Annotated in this window: 22 protein-coding genes; 15 read left to right on the forward strand and 7 right to left on the reverse strand. The window is 73.5% G+C overall.

Translation table 11 applies throughout. The features are described 5' to 3' along the window. Window positions 1-41: 41 nt before the first annotated feature. Genes ACN28C_RS16810 through ACN28C_RS16820 form a run of 3 tightly spaced genes read left to right on the forward strand, consistent with a single transcriptional unit; the run spans window position 42 to window position 2,783 of the window. Window positions 42-710: an SDR family oxidoreductase gene (locus ACN28C_RS16810; RefSeq protein WP_422774707.1), complete on the forward strand. Its 669-nt coding sequence runs from the start codon at window positions 42-44 to the stop codon at window positions 708-710. Beyond that, window positions 707-1,819 (forward strand): glycosyltransferase family 9 protein, encoded by a 1,113-nt coding sequence (locus ACN28C_RS16815; RefSeq protein ID WP_422774375.1) that lies wholly within the window; start codon window positions 707-709, stop codon window positions 1,817-1,819. The genes ACN28C_RS16810 and ACN28C_RS16815 overlap by 4 nt, the downstream gene beginning before the upstream one ends. Continuing rightward, the gene (locus ACN28C_RS16820) at window positions 1,803-2,783 is read left to right on the forward strand and encodes a DNA topoisomerase IB (RefSeq protein ID WP_422774376.1); all 981 of its coding nucleotides are present in this window, start codon (window positions 1,803-1,805) and stop codon (window positions 2,781-2,783) included. The genes ACN28C_RS16815 and ACN28C_RS16820 overlap by 17 nt, the downstream gene beginning before the upstream one ends. A gap of 16 nt (window positions 2,784-2,799) precedes the next feature. Here ACN28C_RS16820 and ACN28C_RS16825 read toward each other — a convergent pair whose 3' ends face one another. Next, window positions 2,800-3,306 carry a hypothetical protein gene (locus ACN28C_RS16825; RefSeq protein WP_422774377.1) on the reverse strand — a complete coding sequence of 169 codons (507 nt, stop codon included), beginning with the start codon at window positions 3,304-3,306 and terminating at the stop codon, window positions 2,800-2,802. Window positions 3,307-3,427: 121 nt separating this feature from the next. After that, complete coding sequence (locus ACN28C_RS16830; protein ID WP_422774378.1) at window positions 3,428-5,110, reverse strand: RecQ family ATP-dependent DNA helicase; 1,683 nt, start codon at window positions 5,108-5,110, stop codon at window positions 3,428-3,430. A 271-nt stretch (window positions 5,111-5,381) separates the two neighbouring features. On the opposite strand from ACN28C_RS16830, the gene ACN28C_RS16835 reads away from it, so the two are divergent. The 3 genes from ACN28C_RS16835 to ACN28C_RS16845 all read left to right on the forward strand — a co-directional run bounded on the left by ACN28C_RS16835 (window position 5,382) and on the right by ACN28C_RS16845 (window position 7,433). Continuing rightward, window positions 5,382-5,795, forward strand: coding sequence for a DUF6069 family protein (locus ACN28C_RS16835; RefSeq protein ID WP_422774379.1), 414 nt, complete (start codon window positions 5,382-5,384; stop codon window positions 5,793-5,795). Window positions 5,796-5,865: 70 nt separating this feature from the next. Then, window positions 5,866-6,219: a YciI family protein gene (locus ACN28C_RS16840; protein ID WP_422774380.1), complete on the forward strand. Its 354-nt coding sequence runs from the start codon at window positions 5,866-5,868 to the stop codon at window positions 6,217-6,219. A 20-nt stretch (window positions 6,220-6,239) separates the two neighbouring features. After that, the gene (locus tag ACN28C_RS16845) at window positions 6,240-7,433 is read left to right on the forward strand and encodes an RNA polymerase sigma factor (RefSeq protein WP_422774381.1); all 1,194 of its coding nucleotides are present in this window, start codon (window positions 6,240-6,242) and stop codon (window positions 7,431-7,433) included. Window positions 7,434-7,705: 272 nt separating this feature from the next. On the opposite strand, the gene ACN28C_RS16850 is transcribed toward ACN28C_RS16845, so the two are convergent. Beyond that, entirely contained in the window at window positions 7,706-7,879 is a 174-nt protein-coding gene (locus ACN28C_RS16850; RefSeq protein WP_422774382.1) for a hypothetical protein, read from the reverse strand. Between the two features lie 205 nt (window positions 7,880-8,084). On the opposite strand from ACN28C_RS16850, the gene ACN28C_RS16855 reads away from it, so the two are divergent. Together ACN28C_RS16855 and ACN28C_RS16860 are read left to right on the forward strand one after the other, a co-directional pair. After that, window positions 8,085-9,599 carry a glycoside hydrolase family 3 protein gene (locus ACN28C_RS16855; protein ID WP_422774383.1) on the forward strand — a complete coding sequence of 505 codons (1,515 nt, stop codon included), beginning with the start codon at window positions 8,085-8,087 and terminating at the stop codon, window positions 9,597-9,599. An 89-nt stretch (window positions 9,600-9,688) separates the two neighbouring features. After that, entirely contained in the window at window positions 9,689-10,468 is a 780-nt protein-coding gene (locus ACN28C_RS16860) for a DUF6042 family protein (RefSeq protein WP_422774384.1), read from the forward strand. Between the two features lie 106 nt (window positions 10,469-10,574). Here the strand turns inward: ACN28C_RS16860 and ACN28C_RS16865 are convergent, their stop codons facing one another. Together ACN28C_RS16865 and ACN28C_RS16870 are read right to left on the reverse strand one after the other, a co-directional pair. Beyond that, entirely contained in the window at window positions 10,575-11,618 is a 1,044-nt protein-coding gene (locus ACN28C_RS16865; protein ID WP_422774708.1) for a PQQ-dependent sugar dehydrogenase, read from the reverse strand. A 78-nt stretch (window positions 11,619-11,696) separates the two neighbouring features. Further along, window positions 11,697-11,981, reverse strand: coding sequence for a GNAT family N-acetyltransferase (locus ACN28C_RS16870; RefSeq protein ID WP_422774385.1), 285 nt, complete (start codon window positions 11,979-11,981; stop codon window positions 11,697-11,699). 107 nt (window positions 11,982-12,088) lie between these two features. Between ACN28C_RS16870 and ACN28C_RS16875 the strand changes: the two genes are divergently transcribed. The 7 genes from ACN28C_RS16875 (at window position 12,089) to ACN28C_RS16905 (ending at window position 16,357) form a co-directional block, all read left to right on the forward strand. Next, on the forward strand, window positions 12,089-12,448 hold the full coding sequence (locus ACN28C_RS16875) for a hypothetical protein (RefSeq protein WP_422774386.1): 360 nt from the start codon (window positions 12,089-12,091) through the stop codon (window positions 12,446-12,448). Window positions 12,449-12,528: 80 nt separating this feature from the next. Continuing rightward, complete coding sequence (locus ACN28C_RS16880) at window positions 12,529-13,350, forward strand: DUF1206 domain-containing protein (protein WP_422774387.1); 822 nt, start codon at window positions 12,529-12,531, stop codon at window positions 13,348-13,350. A 133-nt stretch (window positions 13,351-13,483) separates the two neighbouring features. Next, window positions 13,484-14,713: a mechanosensitive ion channel family protein gene (locus ACN28C_RS16885; protein ID WP_422774388.1), complete on the forward strand. Its 1,230-nt coding sequence runs from the start codon at window positions 13,484-13,486 to the stop codon at window positions 14,711-14,713. Between the two features lie 187 nt (window positions 14,714-14,900). Beyond that, window positions 14,901-15,332: a phage holin family protein gene (locus ACN28C_RS16890; protein ID WP_422774389.1), complete on the forward strand. Its 432-nt coding sequence runs from the start codon at window positions 14,901-14,903 to the stop codon at window positions 15,330-15,332. Then, window positions 15,329-15,640, forward strand: coding sequence for a DUF3618 domain-containing protein (locus tag ACN28C_RS16895; protein ID WP_422774390.1), 312 nt, complete (start codon window positions 15,329-15,331; stop codon window positions 15,638-15,640). The genes ACN28C_RS16890 and ACN28C_RS16895 overlap by 4 nt, the downstream gene beginning before the upstream one ends. Further along, entirely contained in the window at window positions 15,637-15,909 is a 273-nt protein-coding gene (locus ACN28C_RS16900) for a DUF4235 domain-containing protein (RefSeq protein WP_422774391.1), read from the forward strand. The genes ACN28C_RS16895 and ACN28C_RS16900 overlap by 4 nt, the downstream gene beginning before the upstream one ends. Window positions 15,910-16,153: 244 nt before the next feature. Further along, window positions 16,154-16,357, forward strand: coding sequence for a cold-shock protein (locus ACN28C_RS16905; RefSeq protein ID WP_007075740.1), 204 nt, complete (start codon window positions 16,154-16,156; stop codon window positions 16,355-16,357). 106 nt (window positions 16,358-16,463) lie between these two features. On the opposite strand, the gene ACN28C_RS16910 is transcribed toward ACN28C_RS16905, so the two are convergent. Then, complete coding sequence (locus ACN28C_RS16910) at window positions 16,464-16,667, reverse strand: hypothetical protein (protein WP_422774392.1); 204 nt, start codon at window positions 16,665-16,667, stop codon at window positions 16,464-16,466. A 117-nt stretch (window positions 16,668-16,784) separates the two neighbouring features. After that, window positions 16,785-17,768: an aldo/keto reductase gene (locus tag ACN28C_RS16915; protein WP_422774393.1), complete on the reverse strand. Its 984-nt coding sequence runs from the start codon at window positions 17,766-17,768 to the stop codon at window positions 16,785-16,787. Between the last annotated feature and the right edge of the window lie 63 nt (window positions 17,769-17,831).

Genomic DNA, 17,831 nt, shown 5'->3' on the forward strand with positions numbered 1-17,831 from the left:
CCGCCCCGGCGGGGGCGACCGGGCGGGACGGTGGCGGCGCGGTGCTGGTCAGCGGCGGCTCCAGCGGTCTCGGCGCGGCGGTGGTGGCCGCGATCGCCGACTCCGGCGGCCGGCCGTACGTGCTCGACCGGCAGCCGCCGGCCGCACCGGTGCCGTGGCTCGAATGCGACCTGGCCGACACCCGGGCCGCCGAGGTGGCCACCCGGGAACTCGCCGAGCGGGCCGGTGGACTCGCCGGTGTGGTCACCGCCGCCGGGGTCGACGTGCCGGGGCGGCTGGCCGACGTGCCGGGGCAGACCTGGGAGCGGATCGTCGCCGTCGACCTGCTGGCCACCGCCGCCGTGATCCGGGCGGCCCTGCCCTATCTGGAACGCGCGCGCGGCACGGTCGTCACCGTCGCCTCGACCCTCGGGGTGAAGGCGGTGGCCGACGCGACCGCCTACTGCGCGGCGAAGTTCGGCGTGGTGGGCTTCACCCGGGCGCTCGCCGCCGAACTGGCCGGCTCGGTCGGGGTGACGCTGCTGCTGCCGGGCGGCATGCGTACCAACTTCTTCGACGAGCGCGACCCGCAGTACCGGCCCGGTGCCGACGCCGCGCTCAACGATCCGGCCGACGTCGCGGCGGCCGTGCTCTTCGCGCTGCGTCAGCCACCCGGATGCGCGGTCCGGGAGATGGTGGTCTGTGCCGATCGGGAGACCTCCTATCCGTGATCCTGGTGCTGCGGGCGCTCGGGGTGGGTGATCTGGCGACGGCGGTGCCGGCGCTGCGCGGACTGCGTGCCGCGTTTCCGGAGCAGACCCTCACGGTCGCCGCGCCCGACTGGCTCAGCCCGCTGGTGGAACTGGTCGGCGACATCGACAACGTGCTGCCGATCGACGGGCTGCCAATTGACGGGCTGCCAATTGACGGGCTGCCAATTGACGGGCTGCCGATCGACGGGCTGCCGACCGACGGGCTGGCGCGGCGCGGCTGGGCCGGGCCGACACCGTACTGGGCGGTCAACCTGCACGGTCGGGGGCCGGAGTCGCACCGGCTGCTCGCCGCCGCCGGCCCGGAACGGCTCTGCGGCTACCACTGCGCCGAGGCCGGCCACGTCGACGGCCCGCCCTGGCGGGAGGAGGAGCACGAGGTACGCCGCTGGTGCCGGCTGCTGAGCTGGTACGGCGTCGAGTGCGACCCGGACGACCTGGACCTGCGCCTCCCGGCGCCCCGCCGGGTGCCGGTCGGAGCGACGGTCGTGCACCCGGGTGGCAAGGGTACGCGTCGGCGCTGGCCGCCGGACCGGTTCGCCGCGCTGGCCGGGGAGCTGTCCCGGGCCGGGCACCGGGTGGTGGTGACCGGTTCGCCGGCGGAGCGGGGTCTCGCCGAGCGGGTGTCGCGCGGGGCGGGGCTGGCCCCGACGGCGGTACTGGCCGGCCGACTCACCCTGGCCGAGCTGGCCGCCGTGGTCGGGCACGCCCGCCTGGTGCTGAGTACGGACACCGGAGTCGCGCACCTCGCCACCGCGTACCGGACGCCCTCCGTCGTGCTCTTCGGGCCGGTCCGGCCGCAGCTCTGGGGCCCGCCGCCGGACCGGCCCTGGCACCGGGCACTGCACCGGCCGGCCGGCGCCCCCGGCGACGGGACGCCGCAGGACGGCTCGGACGGCGGCTCCCTGCGGGACGGTTCGGGCAACGGGTCGGGGGGCCGGTGCGACGACCCGTCCGCCGAGCCGTCCCGGATCCATCCGGCGCTGGCCGCGATCGAGGTGGACGCGGTGCTGGCGGCCGCGGGCGAGGTCGACCGGGTGGGGCGGGACCGCCATGCGGCTGCGGCGTAGCGACCTCTCGGCCCCCGGCTACGGGCGGCGCCGGCACGGTCGCGGGGTGGTCTTCCTCGACACGCAGGGGCGGCCGATCCGGGACCCGGCGGAGCTGACCCGGCTCCGCGACCTGGTGATCCCGCCGGCCTGGAAGGAGGTCTGGATCTGCCCCCATCCCGACGGGCACGTCCAGGCGGTCGGCACCGACGCGGCCGGGCGGCGGCAGTACCTCTACCACCCGACCTGGCGGTCCCGGCGCGACCAGGCAAAGTTCGACCACGTGCTGGAGGTCGCCACCCGGCTGCCGGTGCTCCGGGAACGGGTCGGTGCCGACCTCGCCGGCCGGGGGCTGCGCCGGCCCCGGGTACTGGCGACGGTGGCCAGGCTGCTCGACATGGGCACCTTCCGGATCGGCAGCGACCAGTACGCGGCCGGCGACGACCCCACGTTCGGGGTGGCCACGCTCCGCCCCGAGCACGCCCGCTGTCGGGCCGGTGCGGTGGTCTTCGAGTTTCCGGCGAAGGGCGGCGTCGCGCAGGTGCTGCGGATCGACGACGCGCAGGCGTGCCGGGTGCTGCGTGAGCTGCGCCGCCGGCGGCGTGCCGCGCAGCGGCTCTTCGGCTACTGGGACGGCCGCTGCTGGCGGGACGTACGCAGCGACGAGGTCAACGACTACCTGCGGGCGGCGAGCGGCGGGGAGATGACCGCAAAGGACTTCCGCACCTGGCACGCGACCCTCTGGGCGTCGCGGGCGCTCGCCGAGGCCGGACCGCAGCGGTCGGTGAGCGCCCGGCGCCGGGTGATCGCCGAGGCCATGCGCCGGGTATCCGGCCGGCTCGGCAACACTCCGGCGGTGGCCCGGGCGTCCTACGTCGATCCCCGCCTGATCGACCTCTACCAGAGCGGCACGGTCGCCGAGGTGGGACCGCGGAGCACCGACGCAGAGGCCGAGCGCGCCGTCCTCGAGCTCCTCGCCCGCTGAGGAGCCCGAGGAGGAGTCAGTCGTTGAGCACGTGGGAGAGCTCGTCGCGGAAGCGGCGCTCGGACTCGGTCACCTCGTCGCCGCCGAGGCCGAGCACGCCACCGGTCGCCGCCGCTGTCACCACCTGCTCGGCGATGGTGAGCAGCCAGTGCCGGTACGCGCCCGCCTCGCCCTCGGAGACCTTGCCGGCGAGCAGCTTGGACGCCGCCTCGGCCCGGCTCAGCACGTCGGCGATCAACGCCTTCGGGTCCTCCGGTTCGACCACCGGCAGCTCCTCGCCCACCTCCGGATCGCCGACCCGGATGATCAGCTCTCCGGCGACGGCGGCGACCAGCGGGCTGGCCGACTCCCGGCCGGCGGCGATGCTCTCCAGTCCGGCGGCGTTCTCCGTCCGGGTCCGGCGACCGCCGTCCGACTCGGCGGCACTCGCCGCGGTCAGCACCGACTGCGGCAGGCCGACCAGCAGCCCCCACTCGTCGTCGGAAAATCCGAACTCGCTCGCATACAGCGGTTGCTCGGTCACGGCAACTTCCCTCCACTGAGTACAAACCATCACATCCCACGGCACGCGGCGGCCGAGGGCAAACCGAATCGCCGTACCCGCACGGGACATCCCCGGCGAGCGGGTCCGGCGATCCCGTGGCTCAGTCGTCGGCGGCCACGAGCAGGCCCTGTTCGCTGACCACCGGCACCGAGAGCGTCTTGTATCCCACCTCGTCGAAGAGCACGGTCATCCGGTCGTCCTCGTAGCCGAGTACCATTCCGGTGCCCCACTCGGTGTGCCGGACGGCGCTGTGCACCGGAAAGGGATGCCTGCCGGGCCGGTCGCGGCCGGCAGCGGTGTCGCGCCCGACGGGCGAGCCCGTGCCGGCGTCGGCCAGCCCCTCCCGGCAGTTGTCGCAGTGCCCGCAGGGTCGGGCGAGCCGTTCACCGAAGTACGCCAGCAGGGTCTGCCCCCGGCAGCTCCGGGTCTCGGCGAACGCCCGCATCATGTCGGTACGGGACCGCTGCACCGCCTGCCGGCGTTCCGCCTCGGCCAGTGCGGCGGTGGCCGCGTCGACGGGCTTTGGGGCGTACCGGGGGCTGCCGAGCCGGTTGTCCGGCAGGGTGTCGGCGGCGCCGACCTGCTCCAGCAGGGCGAGCAGTTGACCGAGCTTGCGAGCGCCGAGCCCGGTCCGCTCGCGCAGCGCCGTCCGGGTCGTCGGCCCATCCCGGAGCAGCGCGGCGAGGTCGCGCAGCTCGTCGGGATCCGGGGCGCCGCCGGTGAAGTAGCGACGCAGGCCGACGTCCTCAGCGCGCCAGAGCAGCAGTGCACGGGCCGGTTCACCGTCCCGGCCGGCCCGGCCGATCTCCTGGAGATAGCTGTCCGGTGCGTCGGGCAGGGCCATGTGCGCCACCCAGCGGATGTTGGGCTTGTCGATGCCCATCCCGAAGGCCGAGGTGGCGACCATGATCGGCACCCGGTCGGCGAGGAAGTCCTCGTGCAGTTCCTCGCGGGCGCCGCCCGGCATCCCGCCGTGGTAGTACTGCGCCGGGAAGCCGGCCGAGGTCAGCCGCTCGGCCAGTTCCTCGGCGGCCCGCCGGGTCGGCACGTAGACGATGCCGGGACGCTCGTCGGTGCGCAGCAGCGCGAGCAGCCGCCGCCAGCGGTAGTCCTCGGTGGCGCAGTTCGCCACCTCGAGAAAGAGGTTGGCGCGGTCCAGCCCGGCGACGACCAGCCGGGGTTTACGCAGGCCGAGCCGGTCGACGATGTCGTCCCGGACCGGTGGCGACGCCGTCGCGGTCAGCGCGACCACGGGTGGGCGGCCGAGCTCCCGGATCAGGTGCCCCAACGCCAGGTAGTCGGGGCGGAAGTCGTGTCCCCAGGCGGAGATGCAGTGCGCCTCGTCGACCGCGACCAGGGCCGGGCGCAGCCGGCGTACCTCGGCCAGCCGGTCGGGGTTGCTGAGCTGCTCCGGGGTGGTGAAGAGGAACCGGGCCCGCCCGGAGCGGATCTCCTCCAGTGCGGCGGCGTGCTGGCCGGCGCTCTCGGCCGAGCTGATCCGCACCGCGCGCAGTTCGGGGCGGTTCCGCTCGTTGAGGGCGCCGATCTGGTCCTGCTGGAGGGCGAGCAGGGGAGAGATCACCACCGTCGGTCCCGGCAGCAGCGTCGCCGGCACCTGGTAGACGGCGGATTTCCCGGCCCCGGTCGGGAGTACGACGAGAGCGTCCCGACGGCGCATCAGGGCGCGCATCGCGGTGAGCTGGTCGGGGCGCAGCGACCGCCAGCCGAAGTGGTGCCGGGCGGCACGGCGGAGCCGGGTGGCGTGCAGAGGTGGCAGCTTCATCGGTTGCCGCAGGTACCCAGGCGGTTCGCCCTCGAAACGGAGCAGCACCGCTTCGAACCGGGTCCGGCTGGCCGCACCGCTTCGAACCGGGTCCGGCTGGCGGCACCGGTGTGAACCGGAACTGGCCGACCTCGCCGACGACCTTCCGAGGGTGGGTCGAAAAAATTCCTGAGATGATCCGGGCGTCCGTGTCGATCGGGGTTGATCCTTTTCGTAGCCCTGGTGAGAGCCCGGCACCGAGCCGGCGCACACGACCTCGCTGGAGGGCACGATGAACACCACCGTGAACACGACCCGGGCCACCACTTCGACCCTCGGTGCGCTGGTCGGGATCGGTCTGGTCGCCACGGTCGTCGCGAGCGCCGCCACCATGGCCGTCGCCGCCGCCGGCCACGGGGCGGGGATCAGCCTCGACATTTCCGGCGCTCCGATCCCGGTCACGGGGTTCGGCACGCTGACGGCGATCTTCTCGCTGGTCGGTGTGATCATGGCGGCGCTGCTGTCCCGTTTCGCCCGGCGTCCGCGCCGTACCTTCGTCCGTACGACGGTGGTGCTGACCGTCCTGTCGCTGGTGCCGGACGTGATCGCCGACGCCGCACCGGCGACCAAGGCGCTACTGATGCTCACCCACCTGGTCGCGGCCGCGATCGTGATCCCCGCTGTCGCGCGCCGCCTGGCCGCCTGACCGCCTGACCTGTCGCCATCCACAACGAGCTGACCTGTCGCCATCCACAACGAGCTGTAGGAGGAACGTCATGAAGCAGTACCTGCTTTCCGTGCATTTCGTCGAGGGCGCACCGGCGCCGTCCGACGAGGAGATGCAGACCATGTTCAGGGAGACCGAGCGGATCAACGACGAACTGCAGGCCGCGGGCGCCTGGGTCTTCGCCGGAGGACTCACGTCGCCGGAGAGCGCCACCGTCGTCCGGACGGAGAACGGCACCGCCACCATGAGCGACGGGCCGTTCGCCGAGGCCAAGGAGCACATCGCCGGATTCTGGATCATCAAGTGCGACGACCTGGACCAGGCGCTGGCCTGGGCCGAGAAGTGCGCGGCGGCCTGCGGCCCGATCGAGGTGCGCCCCTTCGACGACCTGTCCCAGGCCTGACCGTCGGGCCGGTCACCGAGATGGACCTGGCGAGCATCTACCGCGCGGAGTACGGCCGCTGCGTCGCCACGCTGACCCGCCTCCTCGGCGACATCAACCTCGCCGAGGAGGCGGTTCAGGACGCGTTCACGACGGCGCTGCAGAAGTGGGAGACGGTCCCGCCCAACCCCGGCGCCTGGATCGTGACCACCGCACGCAACCGGGCTGTCGACCGGCTCCGCCGCGAGTCGACCCGCGAGGCCCGGCATGTCCAGGCCCTGCTGCTGCACCAGCAGAACGAGCCCCAGGAGGTGGGACCGGTGAAGGACGACCAACTGCGACTCATCTTCACCTGTTGCCACCCGGCGCTCGGCCCCGACGCGCGGACCGCCCTGACGCTCCGCCTGCTCGGCGGACTCGAAGTGCCGGAGATCGCCCGGGCCTACCTGGTGCCGGAGGCGACCGTCGCCCAGCGGATCGTGCGGGCCAAGAAGAAGATCCGAGACGCCGGCATCCCCTACCGGGTACCCGCCGAACACGAGCTGCCGGACCGGCTGCTGCCGGTGCTCACCGTCCTCTACCTGATGTTCAACGAGGGCTACGCGACCACCGCCGGACCGCTGATCAGGACCGACCTCTGCGCCGAGGCGATCCGCCTCGCCCGCGAGCTCGCCGCGCTGATGCCCGACGAGCCCGAAGTCCTCGGCCTGCTCGCCCTGCTGCTGCTGACCGAGGCGCGCCGCCCGGCCCGGCTCGGCCCGGCCGGCGAGTTGGTGCTACTGGCCGACCAGGACCGGTCGGCGTGGAACCGGACGCTCATCGCCGAGGGCCACGACCTGGTGCGCCGCTGCCTGCGGCGCAACCGGCCCGGCCCGTACCAGATCCAGGCCGCGATCAACGCGGTCCACACCGACGGCGCCGCCACGGACTGGACGCAGGTCCTGGCGCTATACGACCAGCTCCTCGCACTCGCGCCGACCCCGATCGTCGCGCTCAACCGTGCGGTCGCGGTCGCCGAGGTGCACGGACCGGCGCTGGCCCTGGCCGCGTTGGAGGAGGTCGAGCTGCCCGGCTACCACCGGCTTCCCGCTGTACGGGCCGAACTGCTGGTGCGGCTCGGACGCGATGCCGATGCCCGAGCCGCCTACGACCAGGCCATGGCACTGGCCACCAACGAGACCGAGCGCGCCTACCTGCAGAGCCGCCGCACCAGGCTGGACCCGGGCCCCCGCTGAACGTCCCGGCTACCCGGACCCTCGGCCGGGGCGGGGATCGGGGGCGGGGATCGGGGGCGGGGATCGGGGGCGGGGATCGGGGGCGGGGATCGGGGGCGGGGATCGGGGGCGGGGACCGGGGCGAGGGTGGGGCGCCGGCGGCCCCGTCTGTGCGCCCAGCCCGGGCGCCGGCGCACCCGTCTCTGCGCCCAGCTCGACAGCCTCCGGGACGGATGTTCCCGGACCCCGTCCGGATGCCCCCGGCCCCGCCGTCCGGGTGGCCGTGCGGGTGGCTAGCGGCGGCCACCGAACATCGACCGCAGCGCGGCGAGCAACAGCACCGTGCCGAGGACGGCGCCGACGATCCGGACGCCCGGGATGTCGAACCAGCTCGTCTCGTCGGCGGCGAAGAGGCGGTACGGCAGTTCGGCGAGGCGCGGCCCGCCGGCCGGGATGCTGGACTGCATCCCAGCACTGTCGCACGCCCCGGCGGCACTGTCGCCGCTGCCCTACGGCGTCCTGGCCGGCAGCGTTGCGCCGCCTGTCGGCCTTCCGACTCGTTCCGGCTAATAGGAAGGTTTATTGACTATTTTCCGAGCTGGTGTGACCATGGCAGCACCCGCCGCTACCAGGGCGGCGGCTGTCCACTGTAGATGCGGGGGAACCGGCGGGATGAGCGGAACGACGGACAACCTGTCCAGCCTGGCCGCGGCGGTGCTCCAGCCCGGCTTCGTCGGCACCACCCGGCCGCCGGACTGGTTGCGCCGCTGGCTCGGCGAAGGGCTCGGCGCGGTGGTGTTGTTCGCCCGCAACGTGGTCGACACCGAGCAGGTCACCGCGCTGACCGCCGCGCTGCGCGCCGAGCGTCCGGACGTGCTGGTGGCGATCGACGAGGAGGCCGGCGACGTCACCCGGCTGGAGTCCCGGCTGGGCAGCTCCCGTCCCGGCAACCTGGCGCTCGGCGCGGTCGACGACCCCGAGCTGACCGAGGCGATCGCCCGCGACCTCGGTGCCGAGTTGGCCGCCGCCGGGGTCACCCTGAACTACGCCCCGGACGCGGACGTCAACGCCAACCCCGACAACCCGGTGATCGGCGTACGCTCCTTCGGCTCCGACCCGGGGCTCGTCGCCCGGCACACCGCCGCCTGGGTACGCGGCCTCCAGTCGGCCGGGGTCGCCGCCTGCGCCAAGCACTTCCCGGGGCACGGGGACACCAGCGTCGACTCCCACCTCGACGTACCCCGGATCGAGGTGTCCCGGGCCCGCCTCGACGCCTGCGAGCTGCCGCCCTTCCGGGCCGCGATCGACGCCGGGGTGCAGGCGGTGATGACCGGCCACCTGCTGGTCCCGGCGATCGACCCGGAGTGGCCGGCGACGCTGAGTCGGCGGGTCCTGACCGACCTGCTCCGCGAGGAGCTGGGCTTCCAGGGGGTGGTGGTGACCGACGGCATCGAAATGCGCGCGGTCGCCGACCGGTACGGCTTCGCCGGTGCGACCGTCCGGGCCCTGGTCGCCGGTGCCGACGCGATCTGTGTCGGCGGCGAGCACGCCACCGAGGCGGATGTCCGGCGGCTGCGGGAGGCGATCGTCGACGCCGTGCTCGCCGGGGTGCTGCCGGAGGAGCGGCTGGTCGAGGCGGCCAAGCGGGTCGGCCTGCTCGCGGCCTGGAGCGGCGCCGCCCGGACCGGGACCGGTTGGCGCGACCCCGGCCCGGACGGCTCCCCGCTCGGGCTGGCCGCCGCCCGGCGCGCGGTTCGGACGACCGGTGGCGCCGGCCCGGCCGTGCTGCCGCTGACCGGCCCGGCGCACGTGCTGGAGTTCGAACCTCCCCGCAACATCGCCATCGGCGCCGAGACGCCGTGGGGCGTGGGCGCACCACTGGCCGCCCTGCTGCCCGGTACCACGACCGCACGGCTGGCTGCCGGGGACATCGGCGCCGACGGCGGACCGCCCGCCGGCACGCTCGATCCGGCCGCCGGCCGCCCGCTGGTGCTGGTGGTCCGGGACCTGCACCGGCACGACTGGATGACGGCGGCGGTGCGGCGGATCCTCGCCGAACGCCCGGACGCGGTGGTGGTGGAACTCGGCGTGCCGTCGGCGGTGGTCGGCCGGACGCACCTGGCCACCTACGGCGCCACCCGGGCCGCCGGTCGGGCCGCCGCCGAGGTGCTCACCGGGCGGTCCTGATCGGACGTTCGGCCCGCCGGCCGATCCGTACCATCGGTGTCACGAAGGGTACCTCCACGTTCACGGCGAGTCGCTGTATCGTTCGTCCGGTGACCCCTCGCTGGCAGCGGGCCGCCCTCACGCCGTCCTGGATCCGGTGGCTACCCTGCGCCTTTGCCCACCTCACCGTGGTACCCGCCCGGCCGCGGTTCCGCCGGTCGGCCTGGACGACGATGGTGCCCTGGGAGGGCTCGGCGTGGTGCGACCCGGGGAGCGTCGACGAGTGGGTGGAGCGGGCCCGGCGGCGCCGCGCCGGCCGGGACGCCGAGGACGTCGAACTGCACGCCCGGGAGCACTACGCCTGGATGGTCCGGGTCCGGGCCACCCGGATCGAACTCTTCGCCGAGATGTGCCGGCGACGGGGGATTCCGGTTCCGCACACGGTCGGCGAACTGCTGCTCTGTCTTGCCGAATTCGGTCTCTTCGACATCGCCGCCGACACCGGGGACGGTGACCCCTGGATCACGCCTCGGCTGGACCGCGATCCGCTGGAGGTGCTGCCGCTCTCGGCACAGGAGCGGGAGTTGGAGACCAGGGCACAGCGGGACGACCAGGCCGTACTGGTGGCGATCGCGATCCGCCGGCTGGCCCAGCGTACCCGGCGACGCTGGCGGCGCAGGCTGGTCAGCACCAGCCTGACCAGGCTCGCCGGCGCCGCCGGGGTCACCGAGGAGCAGGCCAGGCGCTCGCTCACCGACCTCGGTCAGATCGCGGAGTTGGGAGTCGACACCGGCCGTGGCGACGAGCGGCTGCGACTCAGCGTGCCCTGGCCCGACTTCCGGCTCCGCTTCCCCTTCACCGAGTTGCCCGCCCCGGAGCACGCCATCTGACACCGGCCGGCTCCGGGCTGCAGCGGCTCCGGGCTGCAGCGGCTCCGGGCTGCAGCGGCTCCGGGCTGCAGCGGCTCCGGACTGCTGTGGCTCGGGGCTGCTGTGGTTACGGGATCAGCCGGAGGATCCGGTCGTCGTCGGACTCCGGGGAGCCCCGGCCGTCGCGGTTGGAGGTGAGCACCCAGAGCGAGCCGTCCGGCGCCGGGGCGACGTGCCGGAGTCGGCCGTACTCCCGGGTCAGCAGCGCCTCGGCGTGCTGGCCGTCGGTGCCGATCCGGTAGAGCCGCTGCCCGCGCAGGCAGGCGAGCCAGACGCGGTCGCCGACCACCGCCAGCCCGCTCGGCGACGCCTCGGCGGTGCCCCAGGTGGCGAGCGGGGCGACGAAGCGGGGGTCGTCGGAGTCGCCCTCCACCTCCGGCCAGCCGTAGTTGCCGCCCGGCGTGATCCGGTTGAGCTCGTCGTAGTGGTTCTGCCCGAACTCGGCGGCGTACATCGTCCCGTCGGCGTGCCAGCCGAACCCCTGCACGTTGCGGTGGCCGTAGCTGTAGACGAGGGTGTCCCGGAACGGGTTGCCCGGGGCTGGCCGGCCGTCCGGGGTCATCCGCAGGATCTTGCCGGCCAGGCTGTTCCGGTCCTGCGCCGCGTCGCGGTCGCCGGCGTCGCCGGTGCCGACGTAGAGCATGCCGTCCGGTCCGAAGGCGATCCGGCCGCCGTTGTGCGTCCGGGAGCCGCGCGGGATCCCGCTCAGCACGATCTCCGGTGCGGCGGCGTCGCCGAGGCGGAGCCGGGCGATCCGGTTGTCCTCGGCGGCCGTGTAGTAGACGTAGACCCAGCGGTCCGCGGCGTGGTCGGCGGAGACGGCGAGGCCGAGCAGGCCGCCCTCACCGGCGGGTGTCGCCTCCTCGATCCGCGCCACCTCCCGGGCCTCGCCGCCGGTGACCTGGAGGATCCGTTTGCTGTCCCGCTCGGTCACCAGCGCCGAGCCGTCCGTCAGGAAGGCCAGCCCCCAGGGCGCTTCGAGGTTGCCGACCAGCGTCTGGACCGTGCCGGGCCGGACCCGGGGCGCGTCCGAGACCGACGGGTCGGCGAACCACCCCCGCCAGAGCCCCACCCCGACGACGGCAGCGGCCAGCACGACCACCCCGACCACCGCGACCACCACTCGACCCACCCGGCCCGTCGGGCGCACTTCCGGCTCCGCCACGGGTACGACGGTAGCCCGTCGATCTCAGTCCGCCGCGACCACCGGGGCGTACTCGGGATGGCGCTCCAGGAAGGAGAGGAGGAACGGGCAGGTGACCCGGACCCGCTCACCCCGGTCGCGGAGCTGGTCGAGGGTGCCCCGGGCCAGCGCGCTGCCGACCCCCTTGCCCTCGAACCGGCTGTCGACCTCGGTGTGTGCCAACACCATCGTCCCGGACTCGACCCGGTAGCCGATGAAGCCGGCCAGGCTGTCGTCCACCAGGATCTCGAAGCGACGGCGGGCGGGATTTTCTTGCACCAGGAAGCTCACCGGAGCAATTCTCCCACCCCACCGTCCCGGCCGTGCAGCGCGGCGGCGAGACCGGCGCGTACCCGGGCCCGGCGGTTGCCTGGAGAACCCCCGTTATCCTTGGCAGGGTGACGAACCCCCCGTATCGCCGATCGACCACCGTCCGCCGTGCCGCCGGTCTGCTCACCACACTCGCCCTCGGCACCGCCGTCCTGGCCGGCTGCAGCTCCGAGGGAGCCAGCACCGACTGTGGCCTGGACGCCTGCACCGTCACCTTCGACCGGGGCGTCGATGCCCGGGCCAGCATCCTCGGCGTGGACGCCACGCTCGTCGGCGTCGACGGCGACGTGGTGACCATCGAGGTCGCCGGCGAGCAGTTGTCGCTCACCGTCGGGGAGCAGGCGACCGAGGTCGGCGGCCTCTACGCCACGGTGCAGAGCGCGGACCAGGAGCAGGTGGTGGTGCGGATCGGCCGCAACCCGGGCTGACCGACGTCGCCACTCCCCGCCTGCCGGGAAGCCCGGGCGTGGACGTTTGAGAATCGTGCCGACCGGTCATTGACTGCCCCATGTCAGCTACTCACACCGCCGGAACCACCGCGGCGCGGGCCAAGGACAGCCGGCCGCTGGAGATCCTCGCCCGGGCCGGCTTCGTCGGCTACGGCGTCGTCCACCTGCTCTTCGCCTGGCTGGCATTGCAGATCGCCTTCGGCCAGCCGGCCGCCGACGGCGACCAGTCCGGTGCGCTACGCACCCTGGCCGCCCAACCGCTCGGCGGGTTCCTGGTCGGCGCGATCGGGGTCGGTCTGGTCGCGATGGGGATCTGGCAGGCATTCGAGGCGGCGGTCGGTCATCGGGAGTACCGGGGCCGGGAGCGGATGCTGGAGCGGCTCAGCTCCGCCGGCCGTACCGTCGTCTACCTCTACTTCGCCTGGACCGCGTTCCAGGTCGTCCGGCAGGCGACGTCGTCGAGTGCGGACAAGCAGCAGGCGCTGACCGAGCAACTGATGAGTTCGGGCGGGGGCCGCCTGCTCGTCGGGCTCGCCGGCCTGGGCCTGGCCGCCCTCGGCGCCGGACTGGTCTGGTACGGCTTCGTCAAGCGCTTCGAGCGGCATCTGCGGACCGGTGAGATGAGCCCGCACACCCGGAAGATCTCGCGCCGGCTCGGCGTCGCCGGTTACGTCGCCAAGGGCGTGGCGTACGGCATCGCCGGAGTGCTCGTGGTGACGGCCGCGGTGAACTACGACCCGGACCGGGCCCGGGGGTTGGACGCCGCCCTGCACACGCTGCGTGAGCAGGCGTTCGGGTCGATCCTGCTCACACTGGTCGCCCTCGGCATCGCCGCCTTCGCCGTGTTCTGCCTGGTCCAGGCGAGGTACCGGAAGGTTTAGCCTGGACGGGATCGGGTTCTACCGGGCATTCTTCATACTTTGCCCGTAGCTCGACGATCCGACGCCCCCGGCCGGGTGCGGCCCTGGAGATCCCAGGGCCGCACCCGGCTTCGGCATGGAGGGAACAACATTGGTGGACAGCTATCTGTGGACGCTCGTGGTCACCGTCGGCGCGGCGGTGCTCGCGCTCGTCGTGGTCGAGGCGGTGCACCGGACGGTACGCCGGCTGGGCAGACGATCGGTGCTGCTCAGCGAATTGTCCGAGCACTCGCACCGGCCCTTCCAGGTGGCCGCGACCGTGCTGGCGATCCAGTTCGGGGTGCGGTTCAGCACCGGCTACGGCGTCGGCACGCCGTGGCGACAGACCGTGCTGCACCTGCTCGTGCTGGCGGTCGTCGCCACCGCCGCCTGGTTCGTCGCGTCGCTGCTGCTGGTGAGCGAGGACACCGCCCTGGCACGGTTCCGGCTCGACGTGCCCGACAACCGGCAGGCCCGGCGGATCAAGACCCAGATCGTCATGCTGCGCCGGATAACCGTCGCGGTCATCGTGGTGCTCAGCCTCGGTGTGATGCTGATGACCTTTCCCAGCGTGCGGGGTGTCGGCGCCAGCGTGCTCGCCTCGGCCGGGGTGATCGGTGTGGTCGCCGCCCTGGCCGCGCAGAGCGTGCTCGGCAACGTCTTCGCCGGGCTGCAACTGGCGTTCAGCGACGCCGTCCGGCTGGACGACGTGGTGGTGGTCGAGGGGGAGTGGGGCCGGGTCGAGGAGCTGACCCTCAGCTACGTGGTGGTGCAGATCTGGGACGACCGGCGGCTGATCCTGCCCACCTCGTACTTCACCAGCAAGCCCTTCCAGAACTGGACCCGGACCCGGGCCGCCGTCCTCGGCACGGCGGAATTCGAGGTGGACTGGTCGGTGCCGGTGCAGGCGATGCGGGAGGAACTGCGCCGGCTGGTCGAGGGGACCGAGCTGTGGGACGGACGGACCTGCGTGCTGCAGGTCACCGACGCGGTCGGCGGGATGGTCCGGCTGCGCGCCCTGGTCAGTGCCGCCGACGCGCCGAGGCTCTGGGACCTGCGCTGCCTGGTCCGGGAGCATCTGGTCGGCTGGCTGCGCGACCAGCGACCGACCGCGCTGCCCCGACTGCGGGCCGAGGTCGGCGACGGCTCCGGTCTGCTGCCATGGCAGTCGGCCGCGCCGCGACGGCCGGCCGCGGGCGCGGGTCGGCCCCGCTCGGCCGGCATCGGGCGGACGGAGCACGAGCCGCCCGACGACGCCCGGCTCTTCGGCGGCGACGACGACGGCGAGGCCCGCAGCAGCGCCTTTGTCGGGCCCGACGAGCCGGCAGAGGCGTCGAGGCGCTGACCCCCGGTCGAGCCGGCCGAGCCGGCGAGGCGCCGACGTCGCCCGGCGCGCGGTCGACCTGCCGGATCGGCCGCAAACCCGGCGCCCGGTGGCGGACACTTAACCACAGCGGGACGGTGCACGGTCATCAGGATTGAACGACCGGCGACCGGGGCATACAGCTCAGGAACCGGGAAAGGAGGACACCATGGCCGAGGTCGTACGCGAGTCCGCGCGACCGGTCGCGGAGCAGTCCACCGCTGAGCTCGTGCAGCGGGCCACCGAGCAGGTGTCCCGGCTGGTCCGTGACGAACTCGCGCTCGCCCGCATGGAGCTGGCCGAGAAGGGGCGGCACGCCGGGATCGGGATCGGCCTCTTCAGTGGCGGTGGCGTGCTGGCGCTCTTCGGGGTCGCCGTCCTGGTGACGGCCGCGGTGCTGGGGCTGGCGGTGGTCATCCCGGCCTGGGCGGCCGCGCTGGTGGTGGCCGGCGCGCTCTTCCTGCTGGCCGGCGTGCTCGCCCTGGTGGGCCGCCGGCAGGTACGCCGGGCGGTGCCGCCGATGCCGAGCGTGACCGCGGACAGCTTGCGGGCGGACGTGCGTACGGTGGCCTCGGCGGTCCGGGACAGGGGACAGGGATGACTCGCAGCAACGGCTTCGGCAACCCGGAGGCGCTCCGGGAGGACATCCGGCAGACCCGGGCGGAACTCGGCGAGACGGTCCAGGCGCTGGCCGCCAGGGCGGACGTGAAGGCCCGGCTCAAGGACTCGGCCGCGCAGACCCGGGACCGGGTGAAGCAGCGGGCCGGGCAGACCACGGCGAACGTGCGGTCGTCGGTGCACGACGCGGGTTCGCTGGCGCTGCGCCATCCGGTCTCCTGGGCCGTGGTCGCTGCCGGGGCACTGGCGCTGGCGGTCGTGGTGCTGATGGCACGAGGGAGACGTGGGTGAGTAAGGCAGTCAGCAAGTTGGCGTACCGTCCGGTCGGCATCCTGATGGGCATGGCCGCCGGTGTGGCGGCCGGCGCGGTCTTCCGGCAGGTCTGGAAGTGGACCGCCGGGGACGGCGAGGCCCCGGACGCGATCGACGAGGACCGTGGCTGGGGCGAGATCCTGGCCGCCGCCGCCCTGCAGGGGGCGATCTTCGCGGTCGTCCGGGCCGCCGTGGACCGGGGCGGCGCGATCGGCGTACGGCGTCTGACCGGCCGCTGGCCCGACTGACCGGGGTGCCGCACCGTCGATGTCTTCGCTCGCGGAGCGGCGGTCTCAGGTCACATGTCGGAGAATTTCGTCCGGTAGGCTATGCGAAGTTTTTGCGTACGTGGTTTGCTGTTCCACGCTGTTGAGAGACAGCGTGGGTCGAGGGAAGTCCTCCTTCGTGGGGGCCGACTCAAGGCGCCGCTGCTCGAAAACGGCCAACCGGCCGCACGGCGTGCTCGGCCGCCAGTTTTAGAAGGAGATACACATGGCGCAGGGAACCGTGAAGTGGTTCAACGCAGACAAGGGCTTCGGCTTCATCACCGTCGACGGCGGGGGTGCTGACGTGTTCGTCCACTTCTCGGCCATCCAGACCAGCGGCTACCGCACGCTGGAGGAGAACCAGCGGGTGGAGTTCGAGATCGCTCAGGGCCAGAAGGGGCCGCAGGCGGAGCAGGTTCGCCCCATCTGATCCGGAAGGGCCGGCCCCCGCCGGCCCCGAGTTTCGATACCTTCGGGATCCGCGTCGAGCCCCGTGACGGACGGGGCTCGACGCGTATCCATTGCCCGCCGTGCGCTCAGGAGGGTTCGCGACGATTTCGGGCGCGCAGGCCCAGGACAACCAACACCAGTCCGGCGACCACGACGACCGGTCCGACCACCGCCCAGAGCGGTTCGCCAGTCATCACGCTGCCGCCCAGCCGTCCCAGCCCCTGCAACGTCCAGACGGCGCCGACGACGACCGCCAGCAGCCCGAGGGTGAGCGGGAGCCACCCCTTCATCTCCGTACGCTCCTCTCCGGCGCGACCACCGGTCGCTCGGCCCCGGGTCGGCACAGCTCGGCCGTGGTCCAGCCAACCGCACGGCGGGCCGGAACGCACGCACGCCGCGCCCGGGCGCTACCAGCGGTCGTGCACCTGCGGGCGGACCAGTTCGTCGTAGACGGCGGCCACCGTGGCCGTCGCCTCCGCCGGCAGCGGCGCGAGTGCGGCGGCGGCGACGTTCGTGCGGGCCTGGTCGGCGGTGCGGGCGCCGGGAATCACCACCGTGACCCCCGGCTGGTCGAGGATCCAGCGGAGCGCGAACTGCGCCATCGTGGCGCCCTGCGGCACCACGGTACGCAGCCGGCGTACCGCCTCCAGGCCGGTGGCATAGTCGACCCCGGAGAAGGTCTCGCCGACGTCGAACGCCTCCCCGTGCCGGTTGTAGTTGCGGTGGTCGTCGTCGGGGAAGGTGGTCCGCTCGTGGTAGCGGCCGGAGAGCAGCCCGCTGGCGAGTGGCACCCGGGCGATGATGCCGACCCCGGCGGCGACGGCGGCGGGAAGCACCCGCTCGACCGGCTTGTGCCGCAGCGCGTTGAGGATGATCTGTACGCTGGCCACTCCGGGCCGGGCGATCGCGGCGAGGGCCTCGTCGCAGGTCTCGACGCTGACCCCGTACGCCGCGATGCGCTCCTCCGCGACCAGGGTGTCGAGGGCGTCGTAGACGGCGTCGGTGGCGAAGACCGGGGTGGGTGGGCAGTGCAGTTGCACCAGGTCGAGCACGTCCACCCCGAGGTTGCGCCGGGACCGGTCGGTCCAGGCCCGGAAGTTCTCCAGGACGTACGCGGCCGGGGTCTGCGGCACCCGGCGGCCCATCTTGGTCGCCACGGTGAGTCCGGCGTCCGGCCGCTCGCGCAGGAAGCGGCCGATCAGTTCTTCGCTGCGCCCGTCACCGTAGACGTCGGCGGTGTCCACAAAGGTGACTCCGCTCTCGACGGCGGCGGTCAGCACCGCCAGGGCCTCGGCGTCGCTGACCTGGCCCCAGTCGGCGCCGAGCTGCCAGGCGCCGAGCCCGACCACGCCGACCTCGCGGTGCAACCGCGGGAACATTCGCTTCTCCACGCCGGGGAGCCTATCTCCGCGGCAGATCCGGCGAGCAGCGGCTACAGTAAGTAAGACGTACGT

Origin of the sequence: Plantactinospora sp. WMMC1484, from assembly GCF_049315195.1 — a bacterium.
Lineage (GTDB): Bacteria > Actinomycetota > Actinomycetes > Mycobacteriales > Micromonosporaceae > Plantactinospora.

What these genes read in the sequence shown, in the direction of transcription:
- ACN28C_RS16820 (WP_422774376.1), top strand. Translation starts at nt 1,803, where the DNA reads ATGCGGCTGCGGCGTAGCGACCTCTCGGCCCCCGGCTACGGGCGGCGC.
- ACN28C_RS16830 (WP_422774378.1), bottom strand. Translation starts at nt 5,110, where the DNA reads ATGAAGCTGCCACCTCTGCACGCCACCCGGCTCCGCCGTGCCGCCCGG.
- ACN28C_RS16835 (WP_422774379.1), top strand. Translation starts at nt 5,382, where the DNA reads ATGAACACCACCGTGAACACGACCCGGGCCACCACTTCGACCCTCGGT.
- ACN28C_RS16840 (WP_422774380.1), top strand. Translation starts at nt 5,866, where the DNA reads ATGAAGCAGTACCTGCTTTCCGTGCATTTCGTCGAGGGCGCACCGGCG.
- ACN28C_RS16845 (WP_422774381.1), top strand. Translation starts at nt 6,240, where the DNA reads ATGGACCTGGCGAGCATCTACCGCGCGGAGTACGGCCGCTGCGTCGCC.
- ACN28C_RS16850 (WP_422774382.1), bottom strand. Translation starts at nt 7,879, where the DNA reads ATGCAGTCCAGCATCCCGGCCGGCGGGCCGCGCCTCGCCGAACTGCCG.
- ACN28C_RS16855 (WP_422774383.1), top strand. Translation starts at nt 8,085, where the DNA reads ATGAGCGGAACGACGGACAACCTGTCCAGCCTGGCCGCGGCGGTGCTC.
- ACN28C_RS16880 (WP_422774387.1), top strand. Translation starts at nt 12,529, where the DNA reads ATGTCAGCTACTCACACCGCCGGAACCACCGCGGCGCGGGCCAAGGAC.
- ACN28C_RS16890 (WP_422774389.1), top strand. Translation starts at nt 14,901, where the DNA reads ATGGCCGAGGTCGTACGCGAGTCCGCGCGACCGGTCGCGGAGCAGTCC.
- ACN28C_RS16895 (WP_422774390.1), top strand. Translation starts at nt 15,329, where the DNA reads ATGACTCGCAGCAACGGCTTCGGCAACCCGGAGGCGCTCCGGGAGGAC.
- ACN28C_RS16905 (WP_007075740.1), top strand. Translation starts at nt 16,154, where the DNA reads ATGGCGCAGGGAACCGTGAAGTGGTTCAACGCAGACAAGGGCTTCGGC.
- ACN28C_RS16910 (WP_422774392.1), bottom strand. Translation starts at nt 16,667, where the DNA reads ATGAAGGGGTGGCTCCCGCTCACCCTCGGGCTGCTGGCGGTCGTCGTC.